This window comes from Paenibacillus sp. G2S3 (assembly GCF_030123105.1).
Lineage (GTDB): Bacteria > Bacillota > Bacilli > Paenibacillales > Paenibacillaceae > Paenibacillus_AQ.
Map to the genome: position 1 here is coordinate 39,619 of NZ_CP126095.1, position 18,823 is coordinate 58,441.

Sequence of the window (18,823 nt, forward strand, 5' to 3'; positions counted from 1 at the left end):
AGTGCGACATAATTACTTATTATATACTTATATTGGCTAAAATCATATTAAATTTAAAAAAGGAGTTGATCTCATGAAGCAGCCGCTCACAGAAGAAAAGGTTTTTAAAGATCCGGTCCACAATTATATCCATGTGCAGGATACTATTATTTGGCGACTAATAAATACAAAGGAATTTCAGCGTTTACGCCGAATCCGCCAGTTGGGTACCTCGTATCTCACTTTTCATGGCGCAGAGCATAGTCGGTTTTCTCATTCCCTTGGGGTATACGAAATTACGCGTAGAATTATTTCGCAATTTGAACGAAGCGGATATAAGGATTGGATTCCTGAAGAAAGTCTGCTCACTTTGTGTGCGGCCTTGCTGCATGATTTGGGGCATGGTCCATTTTCTCATTCTATAGAAGAAGCTTTTGAAATGAATCATGAAGATTGGACTTGTCGTATTATTCTGGAGGACACAGAGATTACTGAGATCTTGCGTGATGTGGGGGAGGATTTTCCTCGTAAAGTAGCTTCGGTGATCTCTAAAACTTATGAGCATGAAATTGTTGTAAATTTGGTTTCCAGTCCGCTAGATGCTGATCGCATGGATTATTTGCTGCGTGATGCGTACTATACAGGTGTAAACTATGGAACGATCGACATTGATCGGATTTTGAGAATGCTACGTCCTTATAATGGTCGGGTTGTTGTAAAAGAATCAGGAATGCATGCCATTGAAGATTATTTGATGTCGCGTTATCAAATGTACTGGCAAGTCTATTTTCATCCGGTGACACGTAGCTCTGAGATTATTTTACGACAAATTTTCCGTAGAGCTAAGGAGCTTTTCCAAGAGGGGTATAATTTTAATTTCATGATTAATCCGCTGGAGGATTTGTTCCGTGGTGAGGTGACAGTGAAGCAATATTTAATGCTGGATGAAGCACTGGTTCAGACGGCTTTTATGCAATGGACGCTTGAGAAGGATGAGCTATTAAGCGATTTGTGTACGCGGTTTATTCATCGTAAACTGTATAAATACGTTGAGATGGAGAATCTCAATACAGATATGATTACTGAAATTCGCAGCAGTTTTGCGGCAGCGGGACTTCACCCAGAATATGACTTGGAGATTGATTTTCCGACAGATCTGCCCTATGATGTGTTCCGTCCGGGAGAAGCTTTTGATAATAACCAAATCCTTCTACTTGATCGGCATGATCATCTGCGGGAAATTTCAGAGGTGTCGGATATTGTACGCTCGATTAGCGGTATTCACCGTGGTAGACATCATCTTTATTTTCCTCAGGATAAGTTGAGAAATGCGCTTACACGATTGCCTGCTTCTATAGCAGAGATTTTTGCAAAATAATACAAGAAAATATGGGATTTATGACAAGAAGAACGGATAACGTGAAATTTATGCTGTCTTATATTTAAAAAAGAACAAGGAGTGAGGGTTAAAATGTTTCTGTTTGACACACATACGCATCTGGATGCACCTCAATTCGACGAGGATCGCGAAGAAGTAATTGCTCGTGCTGTTGAGGCAGGAGTTAGCAAGATGATTAATATCGGATTTAATCGGGAGACGATTCCTTCAACGATGAAGCTGGCGGAATCTTATGATTATATTTATGCAGCAGTGGGCTGGCATCCGCAGGACGCGATTGATATGAAAGAAGGAGATCTGGATTGGATCGCTTCTTTGTGCAGTCATAAAAAAGTGGTGGCTATCGGTGAAATTGGACTGGATTACTACTGGGATACTTCTCCCAAGGATGTGCAACACGAGGTTTTTCGCAAACAAATTGGACTAGCCCGTGAACTAAATATGCCGATTTGTATTCATGATCGTGATGCCCATGAAGATGTTGTACGGATCTTACGCGAGGAAAAGGCAAATGAGGTTGGAGGCGTGATGCACTCGTTCTCAGGAAGCTGGGAAACCGCTAAAATGTGCTTGAATCTTGGTTTTCATTTATCATTTGGAGGACCCATTACGTTCAAGAATGCAAGAGTGCCAAAAGAAGTGCTTGCTCAGACCCCACTAGACCGATTATTGATCGAAACGGATGCTCCATATTTGACTCCACACCCGTTCCGTGGGAAGCGAAATGAGAGCGCTCATGTGAAGCTGGTAGCAGAGGCGGCAGCTGAAATTAAAGGGTTAACATGGGAAGAATTGGCTAAAATAACGTATGCGAACGCACTGGAACGATTTGGGATTGACTGAAAACGGGAGTAAAACAGGTGAAAAATAGAGAATAGCCGATATATTAAACTTTTTTAATATAAAAACGGCTGAATATTACAATATTTTAACCATATTTTTGCTTAAACGTGGTTGAATCGTCCTTTACAACATGCATCAAAACAGGATATCATCTTTTCAGTGATGTGAGCTGTGTTATAGTGACAGCCATTGATTCATGGATCGTCTCGCTGAGTCTCCGTATGGAGAACGGGGGAACCAATATTGAACTGCCGCATGCCTGTATTTTAAATACGGCTTAGACGTGCCGCAGGACAGTATTTGATTTCTTCACGTGGTCTTTGGGGTGAATTTAAGGGCAACCGCCATGAGCGGGTGACCTGAAATAGGGCGTCTCTCTTTCGTCCGAACCCGACAGCTAACCCCGTAAGCGCAAGTAAGAGAGGCAACCTCGTGCACAAGCATTCTCTATTCTGACATTGGAGAAGCCACGAAAGAGTCCTCAGTTGAACTCTTTTTAGGCTTTTTTATTTTTGAATAAATAGAATGTTGCCCACATACTGTTATATAACAGGGGTGGGAGTAGCTGTGCCGAGCAGGCGATCCATGAGCAGGAGACGCTAAGTTAATACGTGCGTGTCCTGTGACAATCTCAAATAGTTTCGTCAAAGAAATTCAGTCCTCATGATATACAATTGACGACGAGGCTATGTAAGGAGGATGGAGAGAATGGGCGTATTCCAACCAGAGGTATCCCATGATTCGCAGTCATCCAGCAGGTCTTTCGCATTACGGTGGGAGCAAGTAAATACTCGCGTACTTTTACTTGCAGGCGTGATTTCAGTCGCTATCGCGCTACTTATTCTGCTGTACGTACATGGTCAAAGTAACAAACAATTATTTTTAGTAATAGACGGACAGACACAGACGCTTGAAACGCGAGAAGCGCTTCTTGGTGATGTGCTGGAGAAAGAGCAAATTTCGCTGCAGCCACATGATGAACTATCTTTAGGTCTGAGTGATGAAATAAAAGACGGTGACCGTGTCGTAATTAATCGTGCGCAGAAAATTAGCCTTACTGCGGACGGAGCAACAAAAACATTATATACGACCGAGGATACCATTGGTAAAGCAATTGACAAAATGGGTATCACGCTAGAAGGTCAGGATAAGATTTTCCCTTCGTTAGACACCACCATTTCTGCCAACATGGAGATTAAGATTGTTCGCATCAACAAACAGACCGTACAGCGAACAACTAACTTACCCTTCAGAGTCATCAAGACAGCAGATCCCTCCCTTACTGTGGGAACAGTTAGAGTGGCACAGGCAGGCAAACCAGGCGTCATGATTCAGCATATTGAAAAGATCTACCAAGACGGAGAACTGGCCTCTATGCGCATGATTGGTAAGGAAGTACAAACGGTAACGAAAGATAAGATTATTGCCGTTGGTACCAAAGCACTTCCTAAGCCGACTGTAGCTAAATCTACAACAACTTCCAAATCAAACACCACTACTAAAACGGCTAAGGTTAGCGCTAAGACTAATAACGTCACAAGCAAGGCTGGCGTAGACTTTGAGTACAAGAAGATGATTAAGAACGTCTCCATGACAGCTTATTCATCAGAAGAGCCAGGCATAGGTACCAAAACTGCTTCCGGAACACGCGTAACGGAAGGTCGTACGATTGCAGTAGACCCGAATGTAATTCCTATTGGCTGGTGGGTATATATCGAGGGGCTTGGATTCCGCCGAGCAGAAGATACTGGCGGTGCCATTAAAGGCAATAAAGTAGATGTCTATTACGATTCACTGAGCCATGTGCGTAATTTCGGCCGTAAATCACGTACCGTTTATGTGATTGGACCTGTGAAGCCGGAGTTAAACTAGTACTGAAGCTTTTGCAAATTATTCTTTGATAAGCTATAGTGATGATAACCGTTAAGGAACGCCAGATGATCATTTCGTTGATCGCAGAGCAACCGCTCATCACTTATACATTCTTTAACCAAAAGAAGAGGAGCGAAACCTCTTCTTTTTTGCTTTTTTTGGAAGGAGTCAAGAGATATGATTAAGGAATTAATTGTCGTTGAAGGTAAGAGTGATACCGTCGCTGTTAAACGCGCTGTAGAAGCAGATACGATCGAAACAGGGGGGTCGGCTGTAGACCGGACCGTAATTGCGAAGATCGCGCTTGCTATGGAACGTAGAGGAGTAATTATTCTTACTGACCCGGATCATGCGGGTGAGCGAATTCGTAAGATTGTGTCCGCAAAGGTGCCAGGCTGCAAGCACGCCTTCATTCCGGAGAAGGACGCAACTCGCAAGGGAGATATCGGTGTGGAGAATGCATCTCCAGAGGCGATTCGTCATGCGCTGCGGAATGTACATACCTCTTTTGAAGGAGCACCTGCTTTAATTGGGCTTGATGATCTAATGGCCGCTGGAATGCTTGTACACCCTCGGGCAGCTGAAAGACGTATGGTACTTGGTAATTTGCTTGGAATCGGATATTGTAATGGCAAGCAGCTGTACAAGCGGCTGGCGATGTTTGGAATTACGCGGGAGGAATTTGCCGGGGCTCTCGCCCAAATTGATCAGGGGGGCATTACTTCATGAGTGGTAGAGAGGAAATTTCGACTCCAAAACGGACAAAAGAAATTATTCAACGTTATGGATTCAAGTTCAAGAAGAGCTTAGGACAGAATTTTTTGATAGATCAAAATATATTGGACAAGATTGTAGACGCTGCTGGGCTAGATAGCGACTCAGGGGCGCTGGAGATCGGTCCAGGGATTGGAGCCCTGACGGAGCGGTTGGCGCTAACAGCTGGTGCTGTAACCGCTGTGGAGATCGACCGTAGGTTGATTCCTATTTTAAGGGACGTACTTTCCCCTTATCCGCATGTTAAGGTTCGTAATGATGATGTTCTGAATGTAAATCTGCAGGAGCTGTTTAAGGAAGATTTTTCATCCGTGAACAAGGTAAGCGTAGTTGCCAATCTGCCGTATTATGTGACTACTCCAATCCTGATGAAGCTGCTCGAAGAGAAGCTTCCGCTTGATAACATCGTTGTAATGATTCAGAAAGAGGTTGCAGAGCGTATGGCTGCTTCTCCGGGAGGGAAGGAATACGGGAGCCTTAGCATTGCCGTGCAGTACTACAGCGAGCCTGAGCTCGTCTGCATTGTGCCGCGTACGGTGTTCATTCCTCAACCTAACGTGGAGTCCGCTGTAATCCGTCTAAAGGTAAGAGAGCATCCACCGGTAGAAGTGGAGAGTGAAAAGCATTTCTTTGAGGTCGTCCAAGCTTCTTTCACACAACGCCGCAAGACGATTGCTAACAATCTCAAGGCTCGTTATTTCCCTGAAGAGGGACGTGAACGTCTAGAGGCTTTACTCGCAGAAGCTGGTATTGAACCAACACGTCGTGGAGAAACGTTAAGTCTAGAAGAATATGCCCGATTAAGCGGTGTTCTTTTGGCTGCAGGAATTGTATAAGCTAAAAACACGGCTAGTTATGAACCAACTGAGGCCTTTGCCCATACGATGGGGTAGAGGTGGTGGTTGTAATGAATTTAGGAGACTTGGTCGTTCGTAAATCTTATGGCGGTGATTTGACTTTTCGTGTAGATCATATTGTGCAGGACAGAGCCGTCATTAAAGGCACAGATTTCCGTCTGTTGGCGGATTCTCCTCTGAATGACTTGGTTCAAGTGCCTCCTACCCGAATTACGGAACGAGGACAGCAAGCACAGATTAAGGCGAATGAATCACTGACACAGCTGCGGAAAGACCGACAAGAGCAAAGTCAGCGGAGCGGGAGCGCTCTGTCAGAAGGGGCATGGGCTCCATCGCCCAAGGAAGCTGCTTATTTCGAAGTACCAGGGAAAGTACTGCATCTGGATGGCGATCCAGCGTATCTGAATAAGAGCCTTAGCTTATACGAGCAATTGCGGATCCCTGCTGAAGGTCATCATGTTCATGAGTCCGCAATGGCTGACACTTTATACCGGCTGCTGCCCCGCGTGCGTCCAGATATTGTGGTAATTACCGGTCATGACGGGGTGCTGAAGCAACAGCATACTTACGATCTTCACAGTCTGAGCAGCTATAAAAATTCGCAAAACTTCGTAGCTGCTATTAGGGTAGCTAGGGATTATGAGCGAAATTTTGATGCGTTGACTATTGTTGCAGGTGCTTGTCAGTCACATTTTGAAGCACTGCTGGGGGCAGGGGCGAATTTTGCCAGTTCTCCTGGACGGATATTGATCCATGCCTTAGACCCAGTTTATGTAGCGGCAAAATCGTCGTTCACACCCATTAAGGATACGGTGAATCTGAGTGATGTTTTAAACAACACCATTAGTGGGAATCAGGGGATCGGCGGTATTGAGACCCGTGGCAGCTTCCGTATCGGGATGCCACGCCTGCAGAACTTGTCAGCACTAAAAGTGACACCTTCCGCAATTTAATCGACAAGGATGGTTCTGTTTTTCAAAGCTAATAGGTAATTTGGAGTGCCGAAAAAAATAACGTGAAGAAAGGGTGAGCGATGAGCTTAACCCTTTTTTTACGTGAAATGGTAGTTATTCTTAAAGATCGACAATGTTATTTTTCTTGCTTTTTGGTAAACCTATTACAGATAACAAGGATATTAGTTCGCCTCTGATTGTCCGCAAAAAAATTCCGTTGACAACCAAATATTCATCATCTATAATTATTTATTTGCTTTGACAAACACCTGGGAAAGTTGTATAATGGACAAGAAAAGAGGTGGTCGTCAGGCAATGGCTAATAACGCGCTGTTGGAAATCAAACGCAGTCTCGAAGCTCACGTCGGTCATAAGATCACGTTGCGTGCAAACGGAGGTCGTCGTAAAACCGTTGAACGCACCGGTGTCCTGGAAGAAACGTACCCTTCTGTATTTATTGTCAAACTGGATCAGGAGCAGCAAACATTCAAGCGAGTCTCCTATAGCTATGCCGATATCCTTACTGAATCTGTGGAAATCACAGTTTGTGAAGACGATGGGCAGATGCGGATTATGTATATTAAAGCTTAATGTTTCACGGGCAGCTTCCTTCGGAGGCTGTTTTTTTATTTTTACGAGGAATGGTTATCCTTCATACAGGACGACCGTTTCTTCTTTGCGTTTAAACATTCGGTGAATGATCCTTGTTCTTAGCAAGCATACTAATTGAGCAATCGGTTTATCATTTACTTTCATAAGGGAGGAATTCGTAATGAGCCGCAGAAAACGAGGCATGATGTCGGAAGAACTAAAGACAGAGTTAGCCAAGGAACTTGGTTTTTACGAAACGGTGGAACGTGAAGGCTGGGGAGGAATACGGGCGAAGGATGCCGGCAATATGGTAAAAAGAGCGATTCAGCTCGCCGAAGAGGCTGCGCGGAAATCTTAATCTTTAGGGTGTGAACAATTATTTAACGAAAAAGGGTGCGTCCAACTGGCGACACCCTTTTATTATTGGACTTCATTAGAAGTTTTTCATATAATATGTTAAGTTGTTTTTACGGGAAAAGCTGAAGGTGGGTGAACGCCTTGAAAATGTATGAAAAGGCACCAGCGAAAATTAATTTGATGCTGGATGTGCTGCACAAGCGTGCTGACGGTTTTCATGAGGTGGAAATGATTATGACCATGGTGGATCTAGCAGACCGTTTAGAGCTGTCTGAGCTGCCAAGGGATACTATAATAATATCAAGTCAAGCCGGTTATATTCCTCTGGATGAGAAGAACCTCGCCTTTCAGGCGGCTAGGCTTATTAAAGAGCGTTATAACGTGAAGAATGGTGTACATATCCATCTGGATAAAAGAATACCGGTAGCTGCTGGCCTGGCTGGCGGCAGCAGCGATGCAGCGGCTACGTTACGCGGTCTTAACCGGCTGTGGCGCCTAGGCATACCTGCACAGGAGTTACAGGAGCTTGGCGCTGAGCTAGGCTCAGATGTGCCTTTCTGCGTTACAGGCGGCACAGCCTTAGCAACAGGACGTGGCGAAAAGCTTACGCCGATCAAGAACCCTCCGCAATGCTGGGTAGTGTTGGCTAAGCCGCCAATCAATGTATCGACTGCGGAAGTATACGGACGCGTTCGGAGCAATAATATAGCGGTTCATCCTTCGGCTCGAAAGATGCAGGACGCGATCGAAGCTGGAGATTTTGGGGGCGTGTGTAATCATCTGGGCAATGTGCTTGAGGATGTTACTCTAAAGCTGCATCCAGAGGTCCAGCAGCTCAAAGAGGCGATGGTTAAGCTCGGAGCAGACGGAGTATTAATGTCCGGTAGCGGTCCTACAGTGTTTGGTTTGGTGTCCAAGCAGTCTAAAGTCGCAAGAATTTATAATGGACTGCGAGGGTTCTGCAAGGAAGTCTACGCAGTGAGATCACTCAATTAGTATGCTTCTCTTGTGTAAACCCGTACAAAAGTGATATATTTTTCTAAAATATTCGGTTTTGGCGAGGAGCATTCCGTGAAGAAATTAAAAAGAAGCCAACGTTTGGTAGACATGACTCAGTTTTTACTTGAGCGGCCACATGACCTACTGCCGCTGTCTATATTTGCCGATCGGTATGGAGCGGCTAAGTCCTCCATCAGTGAAGATTTGGCAATCATAAAAGAAGTATTTGAAGGTGAAGGCATTGGAGAGCTTCAGACTTTAGCCGGTGCAGCCGGTGGAGTACGTTATATTCCTGTTATGCCTAAAGATATGGCGCTCTCTTTTGTTAATCGTTTATGTGTGCAACTGGAACAGACAGATCGGATACTGCCTGGTGGTTATTTGTATATGTCAGATCTGCTTGGACTGCCATCTTTGATGGAGCAGGCAGGGAAGATCATCGCAACGGCCTTTTATGGAAAGGAAATCGATGTGGTGATGACAGTAGAAACTAAAGGGATTCCGCTAGCCTATGCAACGGCAGCACAGCTCGGTTTGCCAGTGGTGTTGGTACGACGTGACCATCAGGTTACTGAAGGCTCAGCAGTAAGCATTAATTATGTATCTGGATCACATAAGAGCATACACACCATGTCTCTTTCCAGACGTGCACTTAAGGAGAAGTCGCGGGTACTCATCGTAGATGACTTCATGAAGGCAGGCGGAACCGTTCGAGGTATGGTTGATTTGCTCGGTGAGTTCAATGCCGAGGTTGCTGGAGTGGGTGTATTGGTCGAATCAGGCGCAGTAGAGACGGAAGAGCGTTTGTTGCATGACTATGTGTCTTTAGTGAAGCTTAGCGAGGTAGATTCGAAAGAGCGGCGAATTTCGGCGCATCCCGGTAACTACTTTTCCTCTTGATGGATTGACGTTTCTACGTTTTCAAAAAGCGTGGAAATTGTCGAAAACGTAAGAGATATTAAGAAAATCACCCGATGCGTGTCGAAAACAACGGAACCTAAAAAATATATTTCTTTTTTAGGTATTTTATGGAATCAAAAAGAAGGAATTCGCTTTGCTGTGTGGAATTATACACCAAGTCTCTGATGGAAAAAGGTGGTGAACACACACATGCAAATTACGGATGTCAGACTCCGCCGCGTTAACTCTGAGGGGAGAATGAAAGCAATCGCATCCATTACAATCGATAACGAGTTTGTTGTTCATGACATTCGCGTCATCGATGGTAATAACGGGATGTTCGTTGCAATGCCCAGCAAGCGTACACCGGATGGCGAATTCCGCGATATCGCTCACCCGATCTCTTCGGGAACACGCGAGAAGATTCAATCCGCGGTTCTGGCCGAGTACGATCGCGCCGCTACTGAAGAAGAAGAAGAAGTTATTGAAGAGGGAGCTTAGGCTACCTCGGAACACGGCTACCTTTTGGGTGGCGTAGGATCCGCCGTTTTTGATAAGATCATACCGAATATACTTCATGACTTATGCAGCCTGATCTTGCAAGAAAAGCTAGCGCTAGTGAAGGATTTGACGACATCTTCGAAAGGCAGCGATAAATGCTTTTCTAACATGGGGTTTATAGAAAAGGGAACCATGACTTCATGGTTCTCTTTTCTTTTTGCCCGGAATGAGATATATTCAGTAGTGAGTTCAAGAGTAGGAGGTTGGCATTCTTGAAAAGAATGGCTGTAGTTCTTGCCGCAGGTCAAGGCAAGCGAATGAAATCTAAATTATATAAGGTGCTGCACCCCGTTTGCGGTAAGCCAATGGTAGGGCACGTGCTTGATACAGTAGAAGCGACCGGATGCCAGCGCACCGTTGTTGTTGTTGGGCATGGCGCAGAGAAGGTTAAGGCCTATGTAGGGCAAGGTGCGGAATACGTGCTGCAGGAAACTCAGCTCGGTACTGGGCACGCTGTCAAACAGGCTAAGGATTTGCTCGGTGGTGAAGAGGGAACGACGGTTGTTGCTTATGGTGACACACCGCTTATTACATCGGAGACGCTGATAGGATTAATGGCTCTGCATGAGGAACGTCAGGCAGCAGCGACTGTATTAACCGCAGTAATGGATGATCCATCCGGGTTAGGGCGGATTATTCGCAGTGAAGATGGCGGCTTAATGAAGATTGTAGAACAAAAAGATTGCAATGCCGAACAGGCAGCTATTCATGAAATCAACACAGGAATTTATTGCTTTGATAACATCAAGTTATTTTCAGCTCTAGAGAAGGTTACTAACAGCAATAATCAACAAGAATATTATTTGACAGATGTTATCAGTATTCTGCGTGAGCAAGGTGATCTTGTTCTAGCATTCCAGACTGAAGATGCTAACGAGTCTATTGGTGTTAATGATCGTTTAGCTTTGTCAGAAGCGGAAAGTATTATGCGTCAACGTATCAACCGCAAACATATGCTGGGCGGCGTAACCATCATCGATCCTGCCTCCACTTATATCGGAGCAGATGTAGTCATTGGGTCAGATACAATGATCTATCCAGGAACCATCTTGAAGGGGAAAACTGTAATCGGTGAGAACTGTGTGATCGGACCCGCAAGCGAAATCGAGGATTGTCAGATCATGGACGACGCAACGATTAAGCAGTCCGTATTGAATCAAGCACAAGTTGGCGCACGGACTACCGTTGGGCCTTTTGCCTATTTGCGTCCAGGTTCTATACTTGGAGAAGAAGTGAAGGTTGGAGATTTCGTCGAGATCAAGAATGCTACAATTGGTGACGGTTCTAAGGTGTCACATCTTAGCTATATTGGCGACGCATCTGTGGGTAAGAATGTAAACGTCGGTTGCGGTGCGATTACTGTTAACTACGACGGGTATAATAAATTTACGACAACAATCGAAGACGATGCCTTTATCGGCAGTAACGTTAACCTTATTGCACCTGTTTCTGTGGGCAAAGGAGCTTTTGTTGTAGCTGGTTCGACCATTACACGTTCCGTTTCAGAGAACGATCTGGCTGTTGCCAGAGTAAGACAGGAGAACAAACCGGGATATGCAGAGAAGATCCGATCCCGTGCAAAAGCAAAGAAAGACCACTCGAGTCCATCGTAAAGCGTTGCTAAGAAGCGCCGGACGGACTTATATTTCCGCGCCGGCGCCTTTGGAAAGCTAAATTCCGTCACGGAGGGTTTAAATTTTATGACTTATTGTGATTCCAAATTAAAGATTTTCACCTGTAACTCCAACCCTAAGCTAGCTAGTCAAATCGCTGATTACATCGGAATTCCGATGGGTGAATCGCACACTACAAGTTTTAGCGATGGAGAAATTCAGGTCAAGCTGTCAGAAAGCGTACGGGGTTGTCATGTGTATATTGTTCAATCCACTTGCGGCCCAGTGAATGACAACCTAATGGAGCTTTTAGTTATGGTGGATGCACTCAAACGCGCCTCCGCAAAAAGCATCAATGTGGTTATCCCTTACTATGGTTACGCTCGTCAAGATCGTAAAGCTCGTTCCCGTGACCCTATTACGGCCAAGCTGGTAGCGAATTTGATTGAAAAAGCCGGCGCTCACCGTGTAATTACGATGGACCTCCATGCTATGCAGATTCAGGGATTCTTTGATATTCCAGTGGATCACTTGCTGGGCGTTCCCATCCTGGCTCAGTATTTCCGTTCCAAACAAATCGAGAACCCAGTTGTCGTATCGCCAGATCATGGCGGTGTAGTACGTGCAAGAAAGCTTGCTGATTTCCTGAACGCTCCGCTTGCAATTATAGATAAGCGTCGCCCAGAGCCGAATGTCAGCGAAGTTATGAACATTATCGGTAATATCGAAGGCAAAACAGCCATTCTGATTGATGATATTATCGATACTGCTGGAACCATCGTACTTGGTGCTAATGCTTTGATGGAAGGCGGCGTGAAGGAAGTATACGCTTGCTGTACACACCCAGTATTGTCTGGTCCTGCACATGAACGTCTGGAGAATTCTCCAATTAAAGAAATTATCGTGACGGATACGATTCCAATTCGCAGCGCGAACCCAACTTCTAAGCTCAAAGTGTTGTCCGTGGCTCCACTTATGGGTGAGGCAATTATCCGCGTTCATGAAGAGCTGTCGATTAGTAAATTGTTTGAGATTGAATAAATATAAGGTTAATGTATAGCGTGAAACTTATACATTCTTATATTTTACAAAGGGTTACACCTCCGTTGTCGGAGATGTAACCCTTATCGGCGTGATGCAGGTAGAAGCGCTGGCTTCAATACCCGGCGCGGGAGACGAAGGTGAATATGCTGCGGTTATAGAGTGTCCCTTGCAGCTCCACGAATCCTTCGTCCACTGCTGTCAATATACCGATGTCAATGTGCACGTCGCCTCTGTATATTTCCACAGGCACAGCATATTGGATATGGTACTGAAAATCGCGCTGATGTGTTAAGATTCCACCTTGATGTAGCATAGGTTATCACCTGTCTTCGGAGTATAATTTCGCTCTGGTTACTTAAGAGTATGTAGATAAGATCTATTGTACCAAAAACGGACTTCTCTTGCCGGAGAGCCCGAATGGAAAGGAAAGGTTCGATAATGAAATGGATTGTCGGATTGGGAAATCCGGGAACACAATATGCAAAAACAAGGCATAATGTTGGCTTTATGGCATTGGATGAGCTTGCAGCTCAGAACGGGATTTCTTTCAACCAAAGCAAATGTAAATCCGTGATCGGTGAAGGCTTTATTGGGGGAGTCAAAACCGTATTGATTAAACCGATGACCTTTATGAATTTGTCCGGTGAGGCCGTTCGTGCTTATATGGATTATTACAAAGTTAAACTAGAAGATATGATCGTCGTCTACGATGATCTGGATACCGAAATTGGAAAAATCCGATTGCGTTATCAAGGGAGCGCTGGTGGACATAACGGAATCAAATCCATTATTCAGCATGTCGGTACACAAAGCTTTAATCGGGTACGAATGGGTATTTCTCGTCCTGAACCGGGTTTTGCAATAGTGGATTATGTTCTCTCTACTTTTCCTAAAAAGGAAGGGGATCCGCTGAAGAAAATGATCCTGAATACTTGTGATGCACTGGAGTTCAGCTTGCACAATTCATTCGAACAGACGATGGCTAAATTCAATGGTTGATCTGTAAACTCTGCTTGTGATTAAGGCTAAAGATGATGTTCGCCGGACATACTGAAGGTATATAGTACCTTCAGGAGGCATATAGATGGCAATAAACTATGTATGTAGGCACTGCAAGACATCTCTAGGCAGCATTAATAGAAGTGATGTTACAGAAATGCAGTTGGGCCTTCATTCCTTGACCCCTGCGGAGCGCAGAGATATAATAGCGTATAATTCAGAAGGTGAGATCACGGTAAAGGTGACTTGCGACTATTGCAAGGAGGCTTTAGAGCATAATCCGGAGCTTAGCCTGCTGACAAGTCCGCTTCAGTAGGTGGAAGCACCTGCCTGTCTCTATCGTCATCCGCAAGCCTTGGCGTTACAGCTGAGGCTTCTTTTCGATTCCAATCATAATAGGTGACGGCGGCTTTGGCTTCCGTTAGCCTGTTTAGTAAGAGAGGTGCGCCTGTTGTTACAAGGTATTATAGAAGCTTTTTCCAAGGATCCCGATTTCCAGTCTATCACCCAGGGTGTCGCTGCAGGTATGAAAGAGCAGCTCATATCGGGGCTTACAGGTTCAGCTAGACAGATCATGCTTGCAGCACTGCATGAAGAGACAGCTCGTCCCTTGCTTGTGGTGACTCATAATATGTTTTCGGCTCAGAAAATGGCCGATGATTTACAGGAAGCGCTTTCCCCGGAGCGAGTTCTGCTCTATCCTGCTAATGAGCTTGTGGCTGCGGAAGCGGCTGTCTCAAGCCCAGAGACTCTAGCTCAGCGTATTGATGTAATGACCAAATGTGCTCAGGGCTTCCGTGGTATTGTTGTAGTTCCCTACTCGGGAGTACGCAGACTGCTCCCTGCACCAGAGGTTATGGCAGAGGCGCAGGTTACGGTTTCTCAGGATGGAACGCTTGCTCTGGATGAATTCTTGATGTCCATGATCGAAATGGGTTATGAAAGAGTAGAGCGCGTTGAGAATCGTGGCGAACTGAGCGTACGAGGTGGAATTATCGATTTTTATCCAATGACTTCTGCTTTGGCATATCGGGTTGAGTTATTTGATGATGAGGTTGATTCCATCAGAACCTTTGATCCAGTGGATCAGCGTTCTATTGATAAAGTACGAAGTGTGAAGATTACACCGGCTAAAGAGATCATAGCGAGCAGGTTTCGCCAGGAATCTGCTTCTGCTGAAGCATCAGCTCTGCTGGAGCTCCAGCTCGAGAAGATGGCGGATCGGCAGGCTAAGCTGCGACTTAAGGAAGAAATAGGCCGTGAGCTAGAAATGCTGCGTGAAGGGACCTATTTCCCTGAAATCTATAAATATATCAGTCTTTTATACCCTGAACGCTCTCATTTATTTGATTACATGGCCCAGGATACGATCCTTATTCTTGATGAGCCGACAAGACTGCTTGAGACGGCGAAACAGCTCGAAAGAGATGAGTCGGAATGGAACCTGCACTTGATGCAAAACGGTAAAACATTGCCGGATTTGGATCTCTCAGTCGATACGGATGTTGTGATGTACAAACGTCCGTTCCAAAGCCTGTTTATGTCGATCTTTTTGCGTCAGGTTCCGCACATTCAACCACAGAACATTCTTGGGTTTATTAGTCGTGGGATGCAGGATTTCCATGGTCAGATGAATGTGCTCAAGTCGGAGATGGAGCGTTGGCACAAGTCCGGTGTAAAGGTAATGATGCTTGCTAGTAGTGAAGAGCGGATTGAACGTGTGCGCAGAGTCCTTTATGACTACGGCATTGATGAGCCAACGATCGTACAAGGAAATTTGGGTTCAGGCTTTGAGCTGCCTTCTATTCATTTAGCTGTTATCACTGAAGGAGAGATGTTCTCTCAGAAGCAGCGGAAGGCACGGAAGATCTCTAAAGGGATAGATAATGCTGAACGGATCAAGAGTTATACTGAGCTGAAAATTGGTGATTATGTTGTTCACCAGAACCATGGTATCGGTAAGTATATGGGGATCGGCACGCTGGAGGTCAGCGGTATTCATCGCGACTACATGCACATTTTATATGCGGGTGGCGATAAGCTCTCGGTTCCAATTGAGCAAATTGACTTGATTCAGAAATATGTCGGTTCAGAAGATAAAGAGCCGAAAGTATATAAATTAGGTGGTAATGAATGGACGCGGGTGACCAATAAGGTCCGCTCTTCCGTTCAGGATATTGCTGATGATCTAATCAAACTGTACGCCGAACGCCAAAGTGCAGCAGGGTATGGTTTTGAGAAGGACACACAGGAGCAGCGTGAATTTGAAGAGATGTTCCCTTACGAGGAGACTCGGGATCAGCTTCGGGCGATTGAAGAGATTAAGAAGGATATGGAACAGAACCGTCCAATGGACCGACTCCTTTGTGGAGATGTTGGTTATGGTAAGACGGAGGTAGCTATACGAGCAGCCTTTAAATCAGCGATTGAAGGTAAACAGGTGGCAGTGCTTGTACCGACAACGATTCTGGCTCAGCAGCATTATGAGACCTTCCGGGAACGTTTCGCTAATTATCCGCTAAATATTCAAGTCCTAAGTCGTTTCCGCAGCCGTAAGGAGCAGAATGAGACGATTAAAGGCGTTCGGGCGGGAACGGTTGACGTGGTTATTGGTACCCACCGTTTGTTGTCACAGGACCTTGTATTCAAGGACCTAGGTTTATTGATCGTGGATGAAGAACAGCGATTTGGCGTGACGCATAAAGAGAAGCTGAAGAAGTTAAAAACGAATGTAGATGTTCTTACCCTGACAGCAACTCCAATTCCTCGTACATTGCATATGTCAATGCTGGGAGTGCGTGATCTGTCTGTCATTGAGACGCCACCAGAGAACCGTTTCCCCGTCCAGACTTATGTGGTTGAGCATAGTCAGACCCTTACGCGGGAAGCTGTAGAGCGGGAGCTGGCTCGTGGCGGTCAAGTTTACTATCTCTATAATCGTGTGCAGGGCATTCAAGAAATGGCCGCTCAAATTTCCATGCTTGTTCCTGAGGCTAGGGTTGGCATCGGACATGGCCAAATGTCGGAAGCGGAGCTGGAGAAGACGATCCTTGACTTTCTTGATGGAGAGTACGATGTGCTGGTCAGCACAAGTATCATTGAGACGGGTGTAGATATTCCTAACGTAAATACGCTTATTGTGCATGATGCGGATAAGATGGGCTTGTCTCAGCTCTATCAATTACGTGGACGTGTAGGCCGGTCCAACCGGATTGCGTACGCCTATTTCACGTATCAGCGGGACAAGGTTCTGACTGAAGTGGCAGAGAAACGGTTACAGTCTATTAAGGAATTTACGGAACTGGGTTCTGGTTTCAAAATAGCGATGCGGGATTTATCTATTCGTGGTGCCGGCAACTTACTTGGCGCAGAACAGCATGGTTTTATTGCGTCCGTGGGATTTGATCTATACTCACAAATGCTGGCAGAGGAAATCCGTAAACGTAAGGTTACTGTGCTTGGAGAGGAAGATACCTCGCTCAAAGAAGGCAATACAGTCATTGATTTGTCGATTGACGCGTATCTGCCATCCGAGTATATTTACGACAGTATCCAGAAAATTGAAATCTACAAAAAAGTTGCGGCAGTTACTTCCTTCGATGATGCTTCTGAGCTTGAGGATGAGCTCTTGGATCGGTTCGGAGAACTGCCTGAAGCAGTTGTTAATCTACTAACCGTGGCTCGTCTGAAAGTGTATGGAAAAATGTATGGCATTGATTCCATGATCAGACGTGGTGATGATGTTACCCTGAATTTCTATGAGGGGAGTCTTGGCGCTCTGGATACGGCGAAACTCGCCAAAGTTGGAAATAGCTTCGAAAGACGTGTACAATTTGATAGAGATGCTAAAGCCAGTATCCGAGTGAAATCGAAAGACTTAAGTGATAAACAGCTGCTTGACTTGCTTGAACAGTTTCTTAAAGAAGCTAAACAGTCTTTAAAATCGAAGGGAGAACTACACAATGTCGTTAAATAAAAAAAAATCATGGAAAGTACTGCTCGTTTCATTGGTAGCAGCGGTTTCCTTTTCTATGCTAGCAGCATGCGGTAGCAGTGCTGATGATAGCAAGGCAGTTGCGACTTATAAAGGTGGAACAATCACAGAGAAGGAATTTGCTATGGATCAAAAAATCATGAAATTCCTCTCCCCACAGCAAGCGCAATATTTAGAGATTGAGGCGTTTAAAGAATCTATTTTGAAGCAGGAAGTGGGCTTTGAATATTTGGCTTCCAAAGCAACGGATGAAGCGAAGAAGCAGGCGAAGAAAGAGGCAGATAGCCAAATCGCTGACTTGAAGAAAACTCTGGGCGACAATTATAAGAAAACGCTAAAAGACGCTGACGTTACAGAGGGCGATATCCATAGTTATATGGAGCGTGTACTGACGGTTTATCAGGATATGCTGCTTAAAGTGACAGACGATCAGGTTGTCAAAGAATTTGAAGCTACAAAAGGTGACTTTACAGTAGCGACTTTGCGTCACGTGCTAATCGGTCTGACAGATGCTAACAACAAAGAGCGCACTAGCGAAGAAGCACTGAAAATCGCGAAGGAAGTTAAGGCAAAGCTGGACGGCGGGGCTGATTTTGCAGCAATCGCTAAGGAATACACTGACGATACAAGCTCTAAAGAAACGGGCGGAGAATATAAAGATAAAGCTGTAGGCACGTATGTAGATGAGTTTAAGAAGGCTGCTCAAACCCTGCCTTTGAATACCATTAGTGATCCTGTAGAGACTTCTTACGGCTACCACATTATCAAGGTGGAGTCCCGTACAGACAAAACCTTTGACCAGTTAACGGATGAACAAAAAGAAGGCATTAAGAGCTCCATTGTGTCCAAGAACCTAGAAGCGTTCATGGAGAAAGATCTGGAAGGCATTATTGAGAGCATCAATCTGCCGAAGAGCTCTGCTGCCGCAGATGAATCCGGAACAAAAAATAGTGAAACAGAAGCCACTCCAGCACCAAGCGCATCCCCAAGTGCTACAAAAGCTGCTGAATAAACATCGGTAAAAATGGACAAGCTTACCTTAGAAAAGCCATCCTCACTTAATGTGAAGATGGCTTTTTATTTCGAAG

18 protein-coding genes and 1 riboswitch are annotated in these 18,823 nt (G+C 45.1%); of the genes, 17 read left to right on the plus strand and 1 reads right to left on the minus strand.

Going from position 1 to position 18,823, the window contains the following annotated elements; genetic code table 11:
• Nucleotides 1-73: 73 nt before the first annotated feature.
• From QNH28_RS00180 to QNH28_RS00240, 13 genes are all read left to right on the plus strand, one after another.
• Complete coding sequence (locus QNH28_RS00180; protein WP_283909685.1) at nucleotides 74-1,357, plus strand: HD domain-containing protein; 1,284 nt, start codon at nucleotides 74-76, stop codon at nucleotides 1,355-1,357.
• A 93-nt stretch (nucleotides 1,358-1,450) separates the two neighbouring features.
• Nucleotides 1,451-2,221, plus strand: coding sequence for a TatD family hydrolase (locus QNH28_RS00185; RefSeq protein ID WP_283909686.1), 771 nt, complete (start codon nucleotides 1,451-1,453; stop codon nucleotides 2,219-2,221).
• Nucleotides 2,222-2,418: 197 nt separating this feature from the next.
• Nucleotides 2,419-2,648, plus strand: a riboswitch (cyclic di-AMP (ydaO/yuaA leader).
• A 281-nt stretch (nucleotides 2,649-2,929) separates the two neighbouring features.
• Nucleotides 2,930-4,093, plus strand: coding sequence for a resuscitation-promoting factor (locus QNH28_RS00190; RefSeq protein ID WP_283909687.1), 1,164 nt, complete (start codon nucleotides 2,930-2,932; stop codon nucleotides 4,091-4,093).
• A gap of 177 nt (nucleotides 4,094-4,270) precedes the next feature.
• On the plus strand, nucleotides 4,271-4,822 hold the full coding sequence (gene rnmV / locus QNH28_RS00195; protein ID WP_283909688.1) for a ribonuclease M5: 552 nt from the start codon (nucleotides 4,271-4,273) through the stop codon (nucleotides 4,820-4,822).
• Nucleotides 4,819-5,703: a 16S rRNA (adenine(1518)-N(6)/adenine(1519)-N(6))-dimethyltransferase RsmA gene (gene rsmA, locus QNH28_RS00200; RefSeq protein WP_283909689.1), complete on the plus strand. Its 885-nt coding sequence runs from the start codon at nucleotides 4,819-4,821 to the stop codon at nucleotides 5,701-5,703. The genes rnmV and rsmA overlap by 4 nt, the downstream gene beginning before the upstream one ends.
• A 71-nt stretch (nucleotides 5,704-5,774) precedes the next feature.
• A complete protein-coding gene (gene yabG / locus QNH28_RS00205) occupies nucleotides 5,775-6,677 on the plus strand; it encodes a sporulation peptidase YabG (RefSeq protein WP_283909690.1) in 903 nt (300 codons plus the stop codon).
• A 315-nt stretch (nucleotides 6,678-6,992) separates the two neighbouring features.
• Entirely contained in the window at nucleotides 6,993-7,268 is a 276-nt protein-coding gene (veg, locus tag QNH28_RS00210; protein WP_019914493.1) for a biofilm formation stimulator Veg, read from the plus strand.
• Nucleotides 7,269-7,449: 181 nt separating this feature from the next.
• Nucleotides 7,450-7,626, plus strand: a complete 177-nt coding sequence (locus tag QNH28_RS00215) for a small, acid-soluble spore protein, alpha/beta type (RefSeq protein WP_042183837.1) — start codon at nucleotides 7,450-7,452, stop codon at nucleotides 7,624-7,626.
• 140 nt (nucleotides 7,627-7,766) lie between these two features.
• Nucleotides 7,767-8,621 (plus strand): 4-(cytidine 5'-diphospho)-2-C-methyl-D-erythritol kinase, encoded by an 855-nt coding sequence (ispE, locus tag QNH28_RS00220; protein ID WP_283909691.1) that lies wholly within the window; start codon nucleotides 7,767-7,769, stop codon nucleotides 8,619-8,621.
• A 75-nt stretch (nucleotides 8,622-8,696) separates the two neighbouring features.
• Nucleotides 8,697-9,524 carry a pur operon repressor gene (purR, locus tag QNH28_RS00225; RefSeq protein ID WP_283909692.1) on the plus strand — a complete coding sequence of 276 codons (828 nt, stop codon included), beginning with the start codon at nucleotides 8,697-8,699 and terminating at the stop codon, nucleotides 9,522-9,524.
• A gap of 210 nt (nucleotides 9,525-9,734) precedes the next feature.
• Nucleotides 9,735-10,025, plus strand: coding sequence for a septation regulator SpoVG (gene spoVG / locus QNH28_RS00230; RefSeq protein WP_042123119.1), 291 nt, complete (start codon nucleotides 9,735-9,737; stop codon nucleotides 10,023-10,025).
• Nucleotides 10,026-10,297: 272 nt separating this feature from the next.
• Complete coding sequence (gene glmU, locus QNH28_RS00235; RefSeq protein WP_283909693.1) at nucleotides 10,298-11,698, plus strand: bifunctional UDP-N-acetylglucosamine diphosphorylase/glucosamine-1-phosphate N-acetyltransferase GlmU; 1,401 nt, start codon at nucleotides 10,298-10,300, stop codon at nucleotides 11,696-11,698.
• An 87-nt stretch (nucleotides 11,699-11,785) separates the two neighbouring features.
• Nucleotides 11,786-12,739 (plus strand): ribose-phosphate diphosphokinase, encoded by a 954-nt coding sequence (locus QNH28_RS00240; protein ID WP_036678796.1) that lies wholly within the window; start codon nucleotides 11,786-11,788, stop codon nucleotides 12,737-12,739.
• 115 nt (nucleotides 12,740-12,854) lie between these two features.
• Here QNH28_RS00240 and QNH28_RS00245 read toward each other — a convergent pair whose 3' ends face one another.
• Nucleotides 12,855-13,055 carry a hypothetical protein gene (locus QNH28_RS00245; RefSeq protein ID WP_283909694.1) on the minus strand — a complete coding sequence of 67 codons (201 nt, stop codon included), beginning with the start codon at nucleotides 13,053-13,055 and terminating at the stop codon, nucleotides 12,855-12,857.
• Nucleotides 13,056-13,180: 125 nt separating this feature from the next.
• On the opposite strand from QNH28_RS00245, the gene pth reads away from it, so the two are divergent.
• From pth to QNH28_RS00265, 4 genes are all read left to right on the plus strand, one after another.
• Nucleotides 13,181-13,741 carry an aminoacyl-tRNA hydrolase gene (pth, locus tag QNH28_RS00250; RefSeq protein WP_283911993.1) on the plus strand — a complete coding sequence of 187 codons (561 nt, stop codon included), beginning with the start codon at nucleotides 13,181-13,183 and terminating at the stop codon, nucleotides 13,739-13,741.
• A gap of 85 nt (nucleotides 13,742-13,826) precedes the next feature.
• Nucleotides 13,827-14,057, plus strand: coding sequence for an anti-sigma-F factor Fin (fin, locus tag QNH28_RS00255; protein ID WP_042123127.1), 231 nt, complete (start codon nucleotides 13,827-13,829; stop codon nucleotides 14,055-14,057).
• Nucleotides 14,058-14,192: 135 nt separating this feature from the next.
• Nucleotides 14,193-17,717, plus strand: a complete 3,525-nt coding sequence (gene mfd / locus QNH28_RS00260) for a transcription-repair coupling factor (protein ID WP_283909695.1) — start codon at nucleotides 14,193-14,195, stop codon at nucleotides 17,715-17,717.
• Entirely contained in the window at nucleotides 17,704-18,747 is a 1,044-nt protein-coding gene (locus QNH28_RS00265; protein ID WP_283909696.1) for a peptidylprolyl isomerase, read from the plus strand. The genes mfd and QNH28_RS00265 overlap by 14 nt, the downstream gene beginning before the upstream one ends.
• The last annotated feature ends 76 nt before the right edge of the window (nucleotides 18,748-18,823 follow it).

What these genes read in the sequence shown, in the direction of transcription:
- QNH28_RS00180 (WP_283909685.1), top strand. Translation starts at nt 74, where the DNA reads ATGAAGCAGCCGCTCACAGAAGAAAAGGTTTTTAAAGATCCGGTCCAC.
- fin (WP_042123127.1), top strand. Translation starts at nt 13,827, where the DNA reads ATGGCAATAAACTATGTATGTAGGCACTGCAAGACATCTCTAGGCAGC.
- rsmA (WP_283909689.1), top strand. Translation starts at nt 4,819, where the DNA reads ATGAGTGGTAGAGAGGAAATTTCGACTCCAAAACGGACAAAAGAAATT.
- spoVG (WP_042123119.1), top strand. Translation starts at nt 9,735, where the DNA reads ATGCAAATTACGGATGTCAGACTCCGCCGCGTTAACTCTGAGGGGAGA.
- QNH28_RS00185 (WP_283909686.1), top strand. Translation starts at nt 1,451, where the DNA reads ATGTTTCTGTTTGACACACATACGCATCTGGATGCACCTCAATTCGAC.
- QNH28_RS00190 (WP_283909687.1), top strand. Translation starts at nt 2,930, where the DNA reads ATGGGCGTATTCCAACCAGAGGTATCCCATGATTCGCAGTCATCCAGC.
- veg (WP_019914493.1), top strand. Translation starts at nt 6,993, where the DNA reads ATGGCTAATAACGCGCTGTTGGAAATCAAACGCAGTCTCGAAGCTCAC.
- QNH28_RS00245 (WP_283909694.1), bottom strand. Translation starts at nt 13,055, where the DNA reads ATGCTACATCAAGGTGGAATCTTAACACATCAGCGCGATTTTCAGTAC.
- QNH28_RS00215 (WP_042183837.1), top strand. Translation starts at nt 7,450, where the DNA reads ATGAGCCGCAGAAAACGAGGCATGATGTCGGAAGAACTAAAGACAGAG.
- yabG (WP_283909690.1), top strand. Translation starts at nt 5,775, where the DNA reads ATGAATTTAGGAGACTTGGTCGTTCGTAAATCTTATGGCGGTGATTTG.
- QNH28_RS00265 (WP_283909696.1), top strand. Translation starts at nt 17,704, where the DNA reads ATGTCGTTAAATAAAAAAAAATCATGGAAAGTACTGCTCGTTTCATTG.
- pth (WP_283911993.1), top strand. Translation starts at nt 13,181, where the DNA reads ATGAAATGGATTGTCGGATTGGGAAATCCGGGAACACAATATGCAAAA.
- QNH28_RS00240 (WP_036678796.1), top strand. Translation starts at nt 11,786, where the DNA reads ATGACTTATTGTGATTCCAAATTAAAGATTTTCACCTGTAACTCCAAC.
- rnmV (WP_283909688.1), top strand. Translation starts at nt 4,271, where the DNA reads ATGATTAAGGAATTAATTGTCGTTGAAGGTAAGAGTGATACCGTCGCT.